General features: G+C 62.8%; 19 protein-coding genes. 8 read left to right on the top strand and 11 right to left on the bottom strand.

What is annotated here, in order from left to right:
* Positions 1-56: 56 nt before the first annotated feature.
* A complete protein-coding gene (locus P5G52_RS08445) occupies positions 57-1,196 on the bottom strand; it encodes a GuaB3 family IMP dehydrogenase-related protein (RefSeq protein WP_301226455.1) in 1,140 nt (379 codons plus the stop codon).
* A gap of 70 nt (positions 1,197-1,266) precedes the next feature.
* Positions 1,267-1,716: a hypothetical protein gene (locus P5G52_RS08440; RefSeq protein WP_301226453.1), complete on the bottom strand. Its 450-nt coding sequence runs from the start codon at positions 1,714-1,716 to the stop codon at positions 1,267-1,269.
* Between the two features lie 292 nt (positions 1,717-2,008).
* On the opposite strand from P5G52_RS08440, the gene P5G52_RS08435 reads away from it, so the two are divergent.
* Positions 2,009-2,380 carry a VOC family protein gene (locus P5G52_RS08435; protein WP_301226451.1) on the top strand — a complete coding sequence of 124 codons (372 nt, stop codon included), beginning with the start codon at positions 2,009-2,011 and terminating at the stop codon, positions 2,378-2,380.
* A 374-nt stretch (positions 2,381-2,754) separates the two neighbouring features.
* Positions 2,755-3,174 carry an Asd/ArgC dimerization domain-containing protein gene (locus P5G52_RS08430; RefSeq protein WP_301226449.1) on the top strand — a complete coding sequence of 140 codons (420 nt, stop codon included), beginning with the start codon at positions 2,755-2,757 and terminating at the stop codon, positions 3,172-3,174.
* Between the two features lie 100 nt (positions 3,175-3,274).
* On the opposite strand, the gene P5G52_RS08425 is transcribed toward P5G52_RS08430, so the two are convergent.
* A complete protein-coding gene (locus tag P5G52_RS08425; protein WP_301226447.1) occupies positions 3,275-3,892 on the bottom strand; it encodes a DinB family protein in 618 nt (205 codons plus the stop codon).
* A 544-nt stretch (positions 3,893-4,436) separates the two neighbouring features.
* Between P5G52_RS08425 and P5G52_RS08420 the strand changes: the two genes are divergently transcribed.
* Both P5G52_RS08420 and P5G52_RS08415 read left to right on the top strand, forming a co-directional pair.
* Positions 4,437-4,973 (top strand): GNAT family N-acetyltransferase, encoded by a 537-nt coding sequence (locus P5G52_RS08420; protein ID WP_301226445.1) that lies wholly within the window; start codon positions 4,437-4,439, stop codon positions 4,971-4,973.
* A 273-nt stretch (positions 4,974-5,246) separates the two neighbouring features.
* A complete protein-coding gene (locus P5G52_RS08415; RefSeq protein WP_301226443.1) occupies positions 5,247-6,128 on the top strand; it encodes a DUF427 domain-containing protein in 882 nt (293 codons plus the stop codon).
* Between the two features lie 142 nt (positions 6,129-6,270).
* Here P5G52_RS08415 and P5G52_RS08410 read toward each other — a convergent pair whose 3' ends face one another.
* A complete protein-coding gene (locus P5G52_RS08410) occupies positions 6,271-6,564 on the bottom strand; it encodes a hypothetical protein (RefSeq protein WP_301226441.1) in 294 nt (97 codons plus the stop codon).
* Positions 6,565-7,108: 544 nt separating this feature from the next.
* On the opposite strand from P5G52_RS08410, the gene P5G52_RS08405 reads away from it, so the two are divergent.
* Complete coding sequence (locus tag P5G52_RS08405; protein ID WP_301226439.1) at positions 7,109-7,294, top strand: hypothetical protein; 186 nt, start codon at positions 7,109-7,111, stop codon at positions 7,292-7,294.
* Between the two features lie 23 nt (positions 7,295-7,317).
* Here the strand turns inward: P5G52_RS08405 and P5G52_RS08400 are convergent, their stop codons facing one another.
* Positions 7,318-7,812, bottom strand: coding sequence for a DUF4188 domain-containing protein (locus P5G52_RS08400; RefSeq protein WP_301226437.1), 495 nt, complete (start codon positions 7,810-7,812; stop codon positions 7,318-7,320).
* Positions 7,813-7,887: 75 nt separating this feature from the next.
* Between P5G52_RS08400 and P5G52_RS08395 the strand changes: the two genes are divergently transcribed.
* From P5G52_RS08395 to P5G52_RS08385, 3 genes are all read left to right on the top strand, one after another.
* Positions 7,888-8,463, top strand: a complete 576-nt coding sequence (locus tag P5G52_RS08395) for a TetR/AcrR family transcriptional regulator (RefSeq protein WP_301226435.1) — start codon at positions 7,888-7,890, stop codon at positions 8,461-8,463.
* Positions 8,456-8,800, top strand: coding sequence for a cupin domain-containing protein (locus tag P5G52_RS08390; RefSeq protein WP_301228721.1), 345 nt, complete (start codon positions 8,456-8,458; stop codon positions 8,798-8,800). Before P5G52_RS08395 ends, P5G52_RS08390 begins: the two co-directional genes overlap by 8 nt.
* 309 nt (positions 8,801-9,109) lie before the next feature.
* Entirely contained in the window at positions 9,110-9,484 is a 375-nt protein-coding gene (locus tag P5G52_RS08385) for a cupin domain-containing protein (protein WP_301226433.1), read from the top strand.
* A gap of 60 nt (positions 9,485-9,544) precedes the next feature.
* Here P5G52_RS08385 and P5G52_RS08380 read toward each other — a convergent pair whose 3' ends face one another.
* From P5G52_RS08380 to P5G52_RS08355, 6 genes are all read right to left on the bottom strand, one after another.
* Positions 9,545-10,066, bottom strand: a complete 522-nt coding sequence (locus P5G52_RS08380; RefSeq protein ID WP_301226431.1) for a DUF1697 domain-containing protein — start codon at positions 10,064-10,066, stop codon at positions 9,545-9,547.
* Positions 10,067-10,148: 82 nt separating this feature from the next.
* Positions 10,149-10,712 (bottom strand): dihydrofolate reductase family protein, encoded by a 564-nt coding sequence (locus tag P5G52_RS08375; protein ID WP_301226429.1) that lies wholly within the window; start codon positions 10,710-10,712, stop codon positions 10,149-10,151.
* A 134-nt stretch (positions 10,713-10,846) separates the two neighbouring features.
* Complete coding sequence (locus P5G52_RS08370; protein ID WP_301226427.1) at positions 10,847-11,386, bottom strand: hypothetical protein; 540 nt, start codon at positions 11,384-11,386, stop codon at positions 10,847-10,849.
* A gap of 37 nt (positions 11,387-11,423) precedes the next feature.
* Positions 11,424-11,774: a histone-like nucleoid-structuring protein Lsr2 gene (locus P5G52_RS08365; protein WP_301226425.1), complete on the bottom strand. Its 351-nt coding sequence runs from the start codon at positions 11,772-11,774 to the stop codon at positions 11,424-11,426.
* 199 nt (positions 11,775-11,973) lie between these two features.
* On the bottom strand, positions 11,974-12,234 hold the full coding sequence (locus P5G52_RS08360) for a hypothetical protein (protein ID WP_301226423.1): 261 nt from the start codon (positions 12,232-12,234) through the stop codon (positions 11,974-11,976).
* Between the two features lie 315 nt (positions 12,235-12,549).
* Positions 12,550-12,921, bottom strand: coding sequence for a hypothetical protein (locus P5G52_RS08355; RefSeq protein WP_301226421.1), 372 nt, complete (start codon positions 12,919-12,921; stop codon positions 12,550-12,552).
* Positions 12,922-13,199: the final 278 nt, after the last annotated feature.

Here is a 13,199-nt window from a genome sequence, read left to right as displayed (position 1 = left end):
AGACCCTTCATTGGGAGGTTGAGCGCCCCTGGGGAGCTAGGCCAACTCTAATCCCATCAGTCGTTGGAGATATAGGGCGAGAGCACCACTTCGACCCGCTGGAACTCCTTGAGGTCCGAGTAGCCGGTGGTCGCCATGGCCCGGCGCAGCGCTCCGATCAGGTTCGACGTCCCGTCCGTGTGGTGGGACGGCCCCCACAGCACTTCCTGGAGGGGGCCGACGGTCCCGATGTTGACCCTGTCGCCGCGTGGGAGTTCGTGGTGGTGCGCTTCCTGGCCCCAGTGCCAGCCCTTGCCCGGAGCCTCCTCCGCGCGGGCGAGCGCGGAACCGAGCATGACGGCGTCAGCACCCATGGCGATGGCCTTCACGATGTCGCCGCTCGCGCCCATCCCGCCGTCGGCGATGACGTGCACGTACCGGCCGCCGGACTCGTCCATGTAGTCGCGGCGGGCACCGGCGACGTCGGCGATGGCCGAGGCAAGCGGCGAATGGATGCCGAGGGCCCTGCGCGTCGTCGTCGTCGCTCCTCCGCCGAAGCCCACGAGCACCCCGGCGGCACCCGTACGCATGAGGTGGAGGGCAGGCGTGTAGCCGGCGGCGCCGCCGACGATGACCGGGACGTCGAGTTCGTAGATGAACTTCTTGAGGTCGAGTGGCTGCTCGTTCTTGGACACGTGCTCGGCGGACACCGTGGTGCCGCGGATGACGAAGATGTCGACGCCGGCCGCGAGGACCGTCTTGTAGAACTGCTGCGTCCGCTGCGGCGTGAGCGACCCGGCGACCGTCACGCCGGCCTCACGGATCTCGGCCAGGCGGCTGGTGATGAGTTCGGCCTGGATGGGCGCGTCGTACAGCTCCTGCATGCGCCGGGTGGCGGCGGGGCTGAAGCTCTCGGTACTGAGCCCGGCGATCTCGTCGAGGACCGGCTGGGGGTCCTCGTACCGGGTCCAGAGCCCTTCGAGGTTGAGGACGCCAAGGCCGCCGAGCCGGCCCATCGCGATAGCCGTGGCCGGCGACATGGCCGAGTCCATCGGCGCCGCGACAACGGGCATCTCGAACTGGTAGGCGTCGATCTGCCAGCTCACGGAGACGTCGAGCGGATCACGGGTCCGCCGGGACGGCACCACCGCCACATCGTCCAGCGAATATGCCCTGCGTCCGCGCTTGCCTCGGCCAATCTCGATCTCGTAAGTCACTGCTCTAGGTTAGCTGAGCGTCCCGGGGGTATCGCCGTCACTTCCTGATCCGGCCGGTCGCACGTCGTGGCTAGGTGCCAACGACGGAGTAGTCGCCCTTCAACTCGCCGGCTAAGCGTTCGATGTCCCAGGTGGTTGGCTGCCCAGTCGCCACACCAGTCACGTCTACGACCATCCAGTTACTGCCGCGGACGAGTTGCACCTCCCCCTGATGAGAACCGCTCCAAATCTCAAAGCCCTTCGCGAGAGCGGCCTCATCCGGGTACAGGTCGATCTGGACGTTCTCTGCGCACAGTCTCTGCTCGGACGTCAGGGCAGCTCCATCCGCAGGAACGATCGGTTCCCCACCAGGTTCGGCTTCGCACGCGAGCACCCCATCGACCGCAGCGTAAGCCTCCTCTATCGAGCTGAAAGCGGATAGGGCATCGTTGTTCGACGGCTCTGGCGCGCTGCAGCCGGCGAGCAGGCCGGCGGCGAGAAGTGCTGCACCTGCCGCACCGAGAGAACTTCTTCGTTCCATAACTTCTACCCCCACGTAGCTATGAGTGGCACTCTTCCAGACACGCGCCGCTAAAAGAAGGCTCGGGACTAATCGCGGGAGTCATCGCGACGACGCGGTGAATGATCCCTGCACCGCGCATCTGAGAGGAGTCCTTCCGGCTTTGTATCTTCAAAGATGGGGACGAAGACTGTCAGGGTGAAGCTGGTGATCACGGCGACGCCGAGAACAACTGCTAGAAGCAGCCCTACGTGAGGTGGCCGACCCGCCTGTGGGGCTGGTAGTGGTTGAGGTGTCGTGGAACACTGGGCGCATGATCGATGCAGCGAAGGCATTCAGCAGTTTCTCCGTGCGGCAGATCCCGGAAGCGAAGGCGTTCTACGAGGGCGTACTGGGGCTGCCTGTCACGGAAGAGCACGGAATGCTGTGGATCGATCTGGGCGGCGATCACCGCGTCCTCGTCTATGCCAAGGACGCCACACATGAACCGGCGTCGTTCACGGTCTTGAACTTCCCGGTGGCGGATGTCGACACCGCGGTCGATGAACTCAGTGCGAAGGGCGTGGAGTTCCTCCACTACGACGGTGTGACAGACAGTAAGGGCGTGAACCGGAACGGTGGGCCGCTCATTGCCTGGTTCACCGACCCAGCAGGCAATATCCTGAGCGTCCTGGCCGCGACCTGACACCGAAGACAGGCGCGCGGGGACTTGCACCCGCTGAACGTATGCAAGGCAGGTCGGCAAATTGATTTCATGCAACTGCCGGACGGGCGCGTTCGCTGCATATCCCCTTCGATGGCGTGGGCTACAGATTCGTCGGCTACCCCTTCGAGAAGCGTCCGCAAGCCGGTCGCCGCTGGATCCGCGGCTCTCCAGGAGTGGTTCCACCGCTCAGCCGACTGAGCGGTGGTTAATCGCTCAGGGGACATTCGGGACCTCGAGAATGGACAGCTGACAGCAACTCCGGTCAGCCTCCTGCCACAGAAGGTTGGATGAGGGCCCTGACCCTGCCGGACCGGTTATGGTGGGGACGGCATGCATTCCAAGAGGGTTGAAGCGTGTCCTTCCAGCTTCCTGTCGAGTCGCGTGGATCCCAAGCGACGGTGGACGAAAGCCGGAAAATCCTCGAGCTTCCCGATCTGCTCGTCAGCGGCACCTGCACCCGCGTGCCTGTCTTCACCGGGCACTCGCTTTCCGTCAGCGCCGAATCCGCCAGACCACTCGCCGTTGCACGGGCCATCGAACTCCTCAGCGATGCTCCCGGCGTCGTCCTCACCGACATCCCGACACCACCGTTGAAAGCTACCGGGATCGACGTATCGCTCGTCGGCCGGATGCGCGCTGACGAGGGAGCACCAGAAGGGAAGGGACTGGCGATGTTCATCAGCGGCGACACCCTCCGTGAAGGCGCGGCCCTCAATGCCCTTCAGATCGCGGAACTAGTCGCCATGTCGACGCTGACCGCGCAGACCGCCTAGAGAAGGCGGAACGAAGACCTTCACCGCGGGACACATCCACGGCATCTGCCGACTTCGTAGACACTCCGCCACCTGCGCTGTGCGCTGGGTGCGCTCGTCGCTACTGAGGGTGGTGGACGTAGAGGTCACGGAGCAGCGCGATCTCGGCTCCGTGGTGCAGTATCTCCTGGTTCTCCCACCACACGATCGTCGGAAACGTCTCCTCGGCATCGCTTCCGTACGGGTAGCTGCTCAACCCGGTCCGGTCGTAGTCGGACTCGTCGACACTGAGGAGTACCCGGCGCCAGTCGGCGGCGGCCTGGCGAAACCTCTCGATGGCGCCGGCTGCGTCTGGTCGTGATTCGTAGGTCGCCCGATCGAACGTCCGGTCGCCCCCGAGGTGGTTGGCGCGGCCTAACAGCGTCTCCGAGATGTGGTCCAACCGCCAGGCGATCGTCGTGAACGGCGGAGGCCACGGACTTTCGGGGGCGCCGTCCCGCCCCCACTCCCCCGCGCCGATGAGCTTGATGGCACCCGGTCCGGGCCCATCGGCTCGCCTGCGTACCGACCAGCACGCGTGAACTGGTTCCCACAGGTACTCGGCGTCCGTCAGTGCCGGTACGTCGACGTCGCTGCCATCACCCGAGTTGCTGGTGGGCCCAGCGAGGCGAGTGAGGAGTCGTCCCGTCGCCCAGTCGTACTGCTCGAGCAGCGGCTCGAGGCGCTGATTGGTCATCATGGCAAGAGCCTAGACTCCACGACGGGCGGTCAGGCGCCCAGGCGCGACCAACGCGTTCGTCCGAGGGGCATCTGCTGGATGCCCGAGACCAAGCACGCGCTCAAGGATTGTTCTTCACCCTGTTGACTTGGATCACACGCGGGGTCTTACCGGTCCTTCTCGGAGCGGCGACGTATATTCAGCAAGGTCGCCACACCTATGACCAATCCAATGACGGATCCGGATACCCCGGAGCGGACAACGCCGGCGGAAGCGCGGAGTGCCGATAGGTCGAGGACGAAAGCCATTCCAGCGAACGCCGCTCCCATGAGCAGCGGGAGCGCGATCAGGAGTAGAGCGAGAACCACAGGCGACCTGTAGGAAGTATCAGTTTGCTCCTACTTCCGAGATGCGCAGGCCAGTTATCCGCCACCATAAACCTTCACGCTGATTGAATGCCCACCGCAGCCTTAACCACCTCGCAGGACACCCCTGAGCGAACCCCACAGATCCTCTATTGATGCGCCGTCCGAGACACACCGTTCGATCTGCGAAAGTTGAGGATATGGCTTCCCGGATTCGTGTCGTTGTACCTAGTGACGATGAAGAGCTGACGGAGTTGCAGGTACGCAATCGAGACTTCTTGGCACCGTGGGATCCGCTTCGAGAAGATGACTACTTCACGGTGGCGGGCCAGCGGGCCGACATTGAAGGAGCACTTGCCCGTCATGTCCGTGGCGAGGCAATGCCATGGGTTGTTATGGACGATGACGGTGCGATTGCTGGCCGATTGACGCTCACCGGCATCGTCCGTGGTCCGTTCCAGTCATGCAGCATGGGGTACTGGCTCGCAGAGGATCAGACACGTAAGGGTTTAGCCACCGACGCTGTCCGGGCAGCGGTCGGGTTCGCTTTCAATCAGCTGAAGCTTCACCGGGTGCAGGCAGAAACCTTGGTCGATAACGTTGCTTCTCAAAGGGTCCTGACCAAGACCGACTTTGAACAGTACGGACGCGCGCCGAGATATTTGAGAATTGCGGGCCGCTGGCAGGATCACCTGATGTTCCAGCGCTTGAATGACAGCGTCCAGTCTCCCTCTTGATGACGGCTTAGACGGCCTCATTCGCTTCGTGCAGAGCGATCTTCAAGATTTCATTGCCGAAAGCCGATTTGGCTGGGGACAGCTTCCTGGCAGCCCAGACCTTCCGTAGCCCGCCACGATCTGCCCGATAGTCGATCTTCGGGAGGCCAGCAGACCCGTGAGTAAACACTTCCTGGGACGCTGTACGGGGAAGGGCAGTTCGCGCGTCGCGGCGACGACTGCACGGCATCCACCCTCTATCCCGTCGTGGCGGCGCGGGTCTACCGTGAGTGCATGTCAAGCCCTTCAGAAGACCCACTCGACTTCGATGCCGATACGACCGGGGTGCGCATGCGGGATGTGATGGGGCAGTTGCTCCAGAAGCTGAGATACGAGCCGACGGTAAAGCGCATCCGCGCCACGCTCGGCGGGCAGACCGTCGTTGACACAACGCGCGCAATGCTCGTGTGGGAGCCGCGCCGGGTTGTGCCCGGGTACGCCGTCCCAATTGAAGACATTCGCGCCGAAATCTCGACTCGCACGTCAGCGCCACTCCAGAAGGGTGCGGTCGGATTCATGCTTCCCGACCTGTCGAAGGTCCCCGTGTTCGACCCGCGCATCCCGTTCGATGTGCGCATGACGCCGGGAGAGCCGGTCGAGGTGCGTGTTGGGGGAACGGAGACTGCAGCAGCTGGATTCCGCGCTCGCGACCCCGGTCTCGCCAATTACGTGATCCTCGCTTTCGCCGACTTCGACAGCTGGTTCGAGGAAGACGACGAAATCATCAGCCATCCACATGACCCGTACGGTCGCATCGATATTCGAGGCACCTCCCGGCATGTACAGCTGATGCTCGACGGCCACATCCTCGCCGACACCACCCGAGCGCGGATGCTGTTCGAGACGACCCTGCCTGCGCGGTACTACCTTCCAATCGAGGACGTCGTAGCACCGCTCGAGCCCAGCTCGACAAGGTCCATGTGCTCATACAAAGGTCATGCAACCTGGTACTCCGCGATCGTCGGAGACAGGAAAGTTGATGACATCGCATGGCAGTATGAACACCCGCTGAGCGACGCAGCCGACGTGCAGGACTACGTCGCGTTCCTCGACGAGCGACTCGACCTCGTCATCGACGGCGAGCAGCAGAAGCGCTCGGTCACTCCGTGGTCGTGACCTCCGTGTCCTCGTAACACGGCGCCGCCCTGACATCGGCCTGATCCCGCACCGCCGGTGTCAGCGATACGGGATCCGCTCCATCGCTCGTCAGGACTCTTCTGGCCGCACCTCTCGTCCGTATCGACTTTCCCCGAGCCAGTCAGGCACTCCAGCCAAGGACGGTGCCACCGACCACCATCGCGCCGAACCACGTGGCCACCGCCACGACAGGCACGAGTAGCAGCCAATAGGACCTTCGTGTCGCCAACTTCACGCCGACATAGCTCAGCGCCAACCACCACAGAAGGAACAATGTCAGAGCCCAGAGCGGGGCGACGAGACCGCTGGTCAAATAGAGATATCCCGCCACGAGCTGTGCAGCTGCGGCAAGAACAGCAGCCACCACGTACAGCGCGAGGCCCCCATGGTTGAGCGCGGGCTCGGGAGAGTGCACACCCGCAGTCTAGTCGGGCCCTTGGCGGTACGACCGTTGCGTGGAGCCCATACATCGCCACCTAGAACCCCATCAAGAGCAGCACTTGAACCCGTCGGCTTACGGACCACCACTCGGCGTGAGTTCGGATAGTGGAGCGCGCCAAACTGGCAACCGAGCGGCGCCTTGCCACCTCGTCCAGGCAACCAGTCGTCGTTCGTTCGGACGCGTTCCAGGACGTTCAGTTCAGCCCAATGGCTCGGTTCGACCTTCGTGCAGGGAAAGTAACGACCATCGGTGAAAGCAATACCAAAAGGCCGTGGGTGGCCATGGCGGATGCCGCCGCCCTCGTTGCGACAGGCGCACGAGAAACCGACCCACCGCGAATGGTCGAGTTCGACGGCGCGATCACATTGTGGCCCAGTCGAGACACATCCTCGCCCGTCCTGTGATCGGCGGGTCGGACACTGGGAGCATGGCACTCAGGGGGAATCAAGCAGGACGGAAAGTGCGACGGTTCAGGGACAATATGGGGGCCCTACCGTCGATTGCGGCGCTACTTGCCGTGGCTGTGTTGTGGGTCGTCGGAGTAGTGAACGGTATCGGTTTTCTGGTCGACGCGGGCTCGCCGATGGTGATGCTGACCGGGCTCTACGTCATGCTCGCGGGCGTCGCCGTATCGATCATCGTCACCACGCTGGCGCTCAACGATCTCCTGAGCCGCCACTCCCGGTCGCGCACTCGTCACTAGATCGGGGCGTCGCCCTCTCGGCATCAAGGCAGTCTTCCGGCGAGCCGGCCCATTCGCTGCCTGGCAGTATGGGTCCCCGCTCCTACCTGCATGTGGGAAGTAGCCTTTGCCAAACCGAAAAGCGGCATCCCGTTGTAGATGGTTTCGATCCCGGTGGATGGCACCTGGTAGGTCTCATGCCAGACACCCACGTCCCCCTTTCCGGCGGTCTCCTTCATGAATCGGCGCCAGGGCTGAAGATGAGGAGACTCCCGGTCAGCGGCGAACTTGCGGAGGTGTTCCGGGCTCTTCCAGTAGCTGAGGAGCAGGGTAGTGCGGCCGAACCACTGCTCACACCCGAGCATTCCCGACGCAGGGTCCTCGGCCAGGTACTGAAGCATCCGAGGCATGGCGCTTGCCACCTTGCCAACCGCCCGCACCTTCCACCACCGGTTTGCACGCATGCCGATCAGGAAGACCGTCACTGATTCCAGCCCGGGATCGGCGGTATATCGACCCGGAAAGACAACCTGCACCATGGGATCTCCTTGCTAGCGATGGACAGAGAATCTCGTAACATTGTTACAAAACAAGGTTATGGAACAATGGACCCTATGGCAAGACCTGTGATTCACAACGATTCCCTGCGGCAGGAGCTGCTGGCGGTCACGGCCGAGCTCGTTGATCGCGAGGGGCCCGCGCGGGTGACCGTGCGAGACGTGGCCTCGGCCGCCCATACCTCCACCACCGCCGTCTACTCACTGTTCGGTGGGAAGTCGCAGCTGCTGACCGCCGTAGTGGACGACGGGTTCCGGTCCTTCCGGGAATCACAGGTAGCCGCTGCCCCGGCGGGGCTGCAGGGGTTGGGTGTGGCCTACCGGGCCTGGGCGCTGGAGCACCGCGCACTGTATCGGCTGATGTTCGGCGGCGCCATGGCTGCTTTTGTGGACTGCCAGCCCAGTCCGGAGGCGGCCGGCGGTGCCATAAAACCTCTCGAAGAAGCGGTCGCGGCTGCGCAGGCGTCCGGGGCCCTGCTTTCGGCACCCGTCGAGATGGTGGCCGTGGCAATCTGGGGCCAGGTGCACGGATTGGTGAGCCTCGAGCTGGCACAGATGGGCCCGCCGGGCGCCGACTGGGGTGCGGCCTTCAACTCCGCGCTGGACGCAATAGCCCGCGGTTGGGCTGCCTGAACCGCCGGGGTTCGGGCCACCCCTGCACATACACCACGATGCGGCGGAGGTGTTCTATGTCCTGGCCGGTGAGTATCGGATCTTCGTCAACGGCGAGGAACGGGTCTGCCCGGAAGGTTCCTTCGTCTATATCCCAGCTGGAGTAGTTCACGGGTTCCGGGTGGGGGACAAGCCCAGCCGGAAGCTGAACATTTATAGCCCCGCTGCCATGGTGGGCTACTTCGACGAGTTGAGCGCAGCCCTTGCCCAGGGGAACGACGACCCAGACCGGGTTACGAACATCGCGGCAAAATACTCGATGGAAGTCGTCGGCCCCGTTCCCGAGAACTACGTCTAGCGAGGGCGTCAGCACTTGCGCCCCGAGCACTCGCGGACCAAACCCGCTCCTCGTCGGACTCGTGAAGCGGCCCGGCAAATCAGCCCACTCATCGTCCAGCGACGGTCCCTTCCTGGACCGAACGGCGGTCATTGCAGGGCGGTTTACCTCCGTTGACATACGCCGGGGCTGGGAGCACGCTGTTAGCCTCACTCTCAAGTGTTCGGGCCTGACCGGGTGCCTCCACCGGCGCCCGCCGAACCTCATTCCCGGAGCGCGTGGTCTCTTCTCCGGTTCAACGGTTACAAGCAACCCACCGAGGAGGACAAGATGCCCGCCATAACTGTCAATGCGCTTGAAACTAAATCGTTCAACGAACCCGATGAGAAGCGTCGTCCACCCAAGACCGAAGTAGACGTCGTCAACCTCGGGAACGCCACACTGGGCAGATTCACTTTTGAGCCCGGCTGGCGATGGTCCGAGACCGTCAAGACCGTGGTCCACACCGAGAGCTGCCAAAACAACCATCTAGGGGTCTGCGCCGCTGGAACTCTTGCAGTGGAGATGGAAGACGGAACCCGCACCACGATCCACGCCGGTGACGCTTATTCGATCCCCGCGGGCCATGATGCCTGGGTCGAGAATGATGAGACGTTCGTGGCGTACGAGATCATGAGCGCGGCGGAGTATGCCAAACCTGCCTAGTTCTCGCCGATGAGGGCGTGAGGCGGAATCACTTCGGTGGCCGATCCGGTACCCGTCGTGTCAGGCGGTGAGCAGAATGAGCTTCGCGACGGTATTGGCGTTGCGGGCGGTGCCGACAACACCGAGTCGTTTCTCGAACCACGTGGACTGGAGCTTTGAACCCGCCACGCCAGAGGCATAGCGGATGAAGACCTCGGAACCGTCCACAGCGAAAATGTTCGGTGCTCCTGCGGCAGGATCCAAGCTGGTCTCTGAATGCGGTGCTTGATCAAGGAACACCGTCATGACCCAGCGACCTTCCTGCGATCCGATGAACGGGTTGCGCAGCTCGGCATCGACCAGTTGTTCGTGTGAGCGGATGATGACGGGGAGATCATGGCTGAACCGCTCGCGCACGGTGTGCCTGATGAGGGTGGTGCAGGCCGCCGTAGAGCGTTCGCCCGGGTCAAAGATGATGTTGCCCGCTACCTGCAAGGTCGCTACACCTTCGAGTCCCCTGTCCTTCAGGGCTGAACGCAGCTCCGCCATTCTCATGGCAGTGGGCCCTCCCACGCCTCGGATCAAAGCGGCCGACCTTGGCATGATGAAAGCCTAACCAGCGCAGCCCGCAAGTTGAACGCAGCGCCATGGATCCCTGGGTGCGCGTTGATCCAACGTCGGTCGCTCAGCGCCTTGTCTCGTACCTGGTCAGGACGATACCGCCGGGAAACGTCCGCGTCTCCAGCAGGCTCAGGTCCACCCCGTTGTCCAGGGCGGTGAAGAACGGCGTGCCGCCGCCCACCAGGACGGGATGGCTGACGATCGCGTACTCGTCGATCAGCCCGGCCCGCATGGCCGCCGCTGCAAGTGTGGCACCGCCGATGTCCATGGAGCCGCCGTCACCGGCCTTGAGCCGGGTGATCTCGCTGACGGCGTCGCCGGAGGCGAGGCGGGTGTTCCAGTCGACCGTTCTGGTCGTCGAGGAGAACACCACCTTCGGCATGTTCCGCCAGCGGCGAGCGTAGTCGATCTGGGCCGGCGTGGCGCCCGGCTGCTGGTCGGCGGTCGGCCAGTGGGAGCTCATCGTCTCCCACAGTTTGCGCCCGTACAGAGCCAGGCCCGTCGCCGCCACCCGGTCGGACCACCATTGGAACAGTTCGTCGCTCGGTACGCTCCAGCCGAGGTCGTCGCCGGGCGCGGCGATGTAGCCGTCCACGCTCAGGTTCATGGCGAAGGTCAAATTGCGCACGGCGTCAGTCTCCCGTGAGTCGGTATTCGTTGTACAGGCCAGCAGGGCCGGAAGAGCCATCGATCAGATCCCACCGAGGGCCAGCCGACCACCACGCCAAGCAGTCGCTCTGTGCGGAAAGGATCCAGGCCGAGCTAACGCACCTGATCGAGTTCGCGGAGCATGGCGTCCGGGTCGGCGACGTCGAAAAAGCTGATGCCTTGTTCCTGCCCCACGTTGAAGAAGTCCATGCCGGTGTTTTGATAGGCGGTACGGCGACCGCCACCGAAGATGACGCTGGCATGCCGGCCGTCGCGAGAACGATCGGTTCGAACGGCGACGTCACGGACCCTGGTGTCATGAAAGGATCGTTCGCTCGTCGAGACGATCGCTCGGGTGTCGGTGAGCCCGTAAACGGTGCGGGAATTCCGTCGTGCCTTATAAATGAAGCGGCCGAAGATGAAGTACAAGCCGATAAGGACGAAGGGAATCCCCCAGAGCGCAAAGAACCCGGCGTGATCGCTGGTGAGTACCTGGACTTCCCAGAAAGTGGCGAACCCTCCCCACATGAGGCTTATGGGAATAAGGTATGCGTCTGCGGGTGTGAAGCGTACCTTCGGGTCAGGCCTCCCTGCCCAGCGGAGCTGTTCTCCCGGTCGCAGGGCAGGCTGGAGCCTGTTCCTTTCATCATTCATGGGCCCACGCTTTTCCGGACCTGCATGTATCAGCGCCTCAGCGGGCTTTGTTGTAGGCGTCGACGATGGACTGGGAAATGCGCCCGCGCGAGCTGGGGTTGTATCCGTTGTCCTGCGCCCACTTACGGATTTGCTGGGCTTGCTCGCGCTGGATCCCACTCGTCGGAGCCGAACTCGACGAGGACCGCCGGCCGCCCTGACCCCGCTTGCCACCGGTGGATTTCCGGCCCTTCTCCACGTACTCCGACAGGATCGAACGCAGCTTGTCCGCGTTACCCGTTGTCAGATCGATCTCGTATCCGGCTCCATCGACTCCGAAACGCACTGTCTCCTGAGCTTCCTCACCGTTGAGGTCGTCGACCAATTCCACCCGTACGCGCTGCGCCATTCTTCTACTCCTGAAGTATTCGTCACGAATCAATGAACCCAACCATCGACCCTACTGCGCACGGCAAGTGCTTTCGGGGGCCATGGAGGGCTTCCACCCATGTTCTGAAGGAATCGGGGTGGGACGCCATTGCAGGTGTCCCACCCCCCATACCGCGTTCTCCCGCTCGCTGGATGCGGCGGTGCGCTGTGCTGGTGAGCTAGCCGATGAACCTGAGGACGGTGAAGATCAGCGCGATGACGCCGAAGATAGTGCAGATGTAGCCGAGCACTTTTCCTGCTGTCGCCCGTTCTCCCAGCCGTTCCGCTTTGTTGGCCTGCATGATGGCCAGCGGTCCGAGGATGATGCCCAGAATGAACAAGCCGACGATGCCGAGTACCAGGCTGGTTGTCTTGGCCTTGCTGGCTTCGGGTGAGATGCCCCTGATGCCCTGCGTGTTCTGATATGGCTGCTGAGTCAAAATAGTCCCCTTGGTCGCAAACGTGAAGTAGAGCAAAGAAAGAGGACGGAATACGAGCCGCTGCACGTATCCGGAATAAGTCCCCTGTCGTGACTGTACCGACGCATCGCCCGGAAACCGCACAAGCGCGCGACGATCTAAGTAAGCAATGTGAGGACATGAGTACGCTTCACGGAGATCTAGGTAAGCAACGCGGTTCTGGCGACCGCATTTTCGACCACTCCCCGTACATGTTTGCACCCAACGCGCCCCAGAGAGCGCTCAATGAAGAATCCCCCCGTCGGGTGCTCGGGCGGGAGGAATATCAGCTGGCACTCACGTTTCAACCCAAAGTGACTCGACGACTCCGGCGATGCCGATCAGAACCAGACTGCCGAACACGATTAGCGAGAATATGCTCGCAACCTTTGAGGTTCTTCCCAGCCTGCGAAGATCATCGTCCTTTCGGAAGGCAAACCACACGGAGGAAGCAGCCATCATTGCCAGCACCGGCATTGAGAAGATGAGTGCGAGAAAGAATCCCAGTCCGTCCCATCCGCCGGCGTTCTCCGACAGGAACCACAGAGAAATGCCGACAACGAACGGCAACACAGCCAGGATGAACGCACGGTACCTGATCCACTCCCACATGACCGTCCCCCTTGAGGAGTGGTGGGAAGCCGGAACCAGCCTCCCAAGATGCCCCATAACTCCTACTGCCATGCCGCTGGCACAAAGATTCCCGCCATCGCAGTAGTGACGAGCAACGCCGTATAGCCAAGGCGCGGACCCACGTCCCTCTGCGCACCCACCCCCATTGTCTCCAGGTAGAAAGCGAGCAGGCAGCCGAGCGTAACAAGGACGCCGGTGGTGCTGAGGACAATACAACCCCGACGCCCGGACCTCAGTACTGCACGGCCAAGCCTCCTTCGGTCCTTCTTCGGGCTTACTTCGCTCTTTCCTCCAAATTCCCTTAGGGAGAGGTG

The sequence above is a fragment of the Arthrobacter burdickii genome, from assembly GCF_030433645.1.
In the GTDB taxonomy this organism is placed as follows: Bacteria; Actinomycetota; Actinomycetes; order Actinomycetales; family Micrococcaceae; genus Arthrobacter_D; species Arthrobacter_D burdickii.
This window is presented reverse-complemented; position numbering and strand designations above follow the sequence as displayed.

Excerpts from the sequence above, each read along its gene's own strand:
- P5G52_RS08440 (WP_301226453.1), bottom strand. The coding sequence starts at position 1,716 with ATGGAACGAAGAAGTTCTCTCGGTGCGGCAGGTGCAGCACTTCTCGCC.
- P5G52_RS08420 (WP_301226445.1), top strand. The coding sequence starts at position 4,437 with ATGGCTTCCCGGATTCGTGTCGTTGTACCTAGTGACGATGAAGAGCTG.
- P5G52_RS08355 (WP_301226421.1), bottom strand. The coding sequence starts at position 12,921 with ATGGGGCATCTTGGGAGGCTGGTTCCGGCTTCCCACCACTCCTCAAGG.
- P5G52_RS08400 (WP_301226437.1), bottom strand. The coding sequence starts at position 7,812 with ATGGTGCAGGTTGTCTTTCCGGGTCGATATACCGCCGATCCCGGGCTG.
- P5G52_RS08365 (WP_301226425.1), bottom strand. The coding sequence starts at position 11,774 with ATGGCGCAGCGCGTACGGGTGGAATTGGTCGACGACCTCAACGGTGAG.
- P5G52_RS08425 (WP_301226447.1), bottom strand. The coding sequence starts at position 3,892 with ATGATGACCAATCAGCGCCTCGAGCCGCTGCTCGAGCAGTACGACTGG.
- P5G52_RS08415 (WP_301226443.1), top strand. The coding sequence starts at position 5,247 with ATGTCAAGCCCTTCAGAAGACCCACTCGACTTCGATGCCGATACGACC.
- P5G52_RS08370 (WP_301226427.1), bottom strand. The coding sequence starts at position 11,386 with ATGAATGATGAAAGGAACAGGCTCCAGCCTGCCCTGCGACCGGGAGAA.
- P5G52_RS08435 (WP_301226451.1), top strand. The coding sequence starts at position 2,009 with ATGATCGATGCAGCGAAGGCATTCAGCAGTTTCTCCGTGCGGCAGATC.
- P5G52_RS08395 (WP_301226435.1), top strand. The coding sequence starts at position 7,888 with ATGGCAAGACCTGTGATTCACAACGATTCCCTGCGGCAGGAGCTGCTG.
- P5G52_RS08380 (WP_301226431.1), bottom strand. The coding sequence starts at position 10,066 with ATGCCAAGGTCGGCCGCTTTGATCCGAGGCGTGGGAGGGCCCACTGCC.
- P5G52_RS08385 (WP_301226433.1), top strand. The coding sequence starts at position 9,110 with ATGCCCGCCATAACTGTCAATGCGCTTGAAACTAAATCGTTCAACGAA.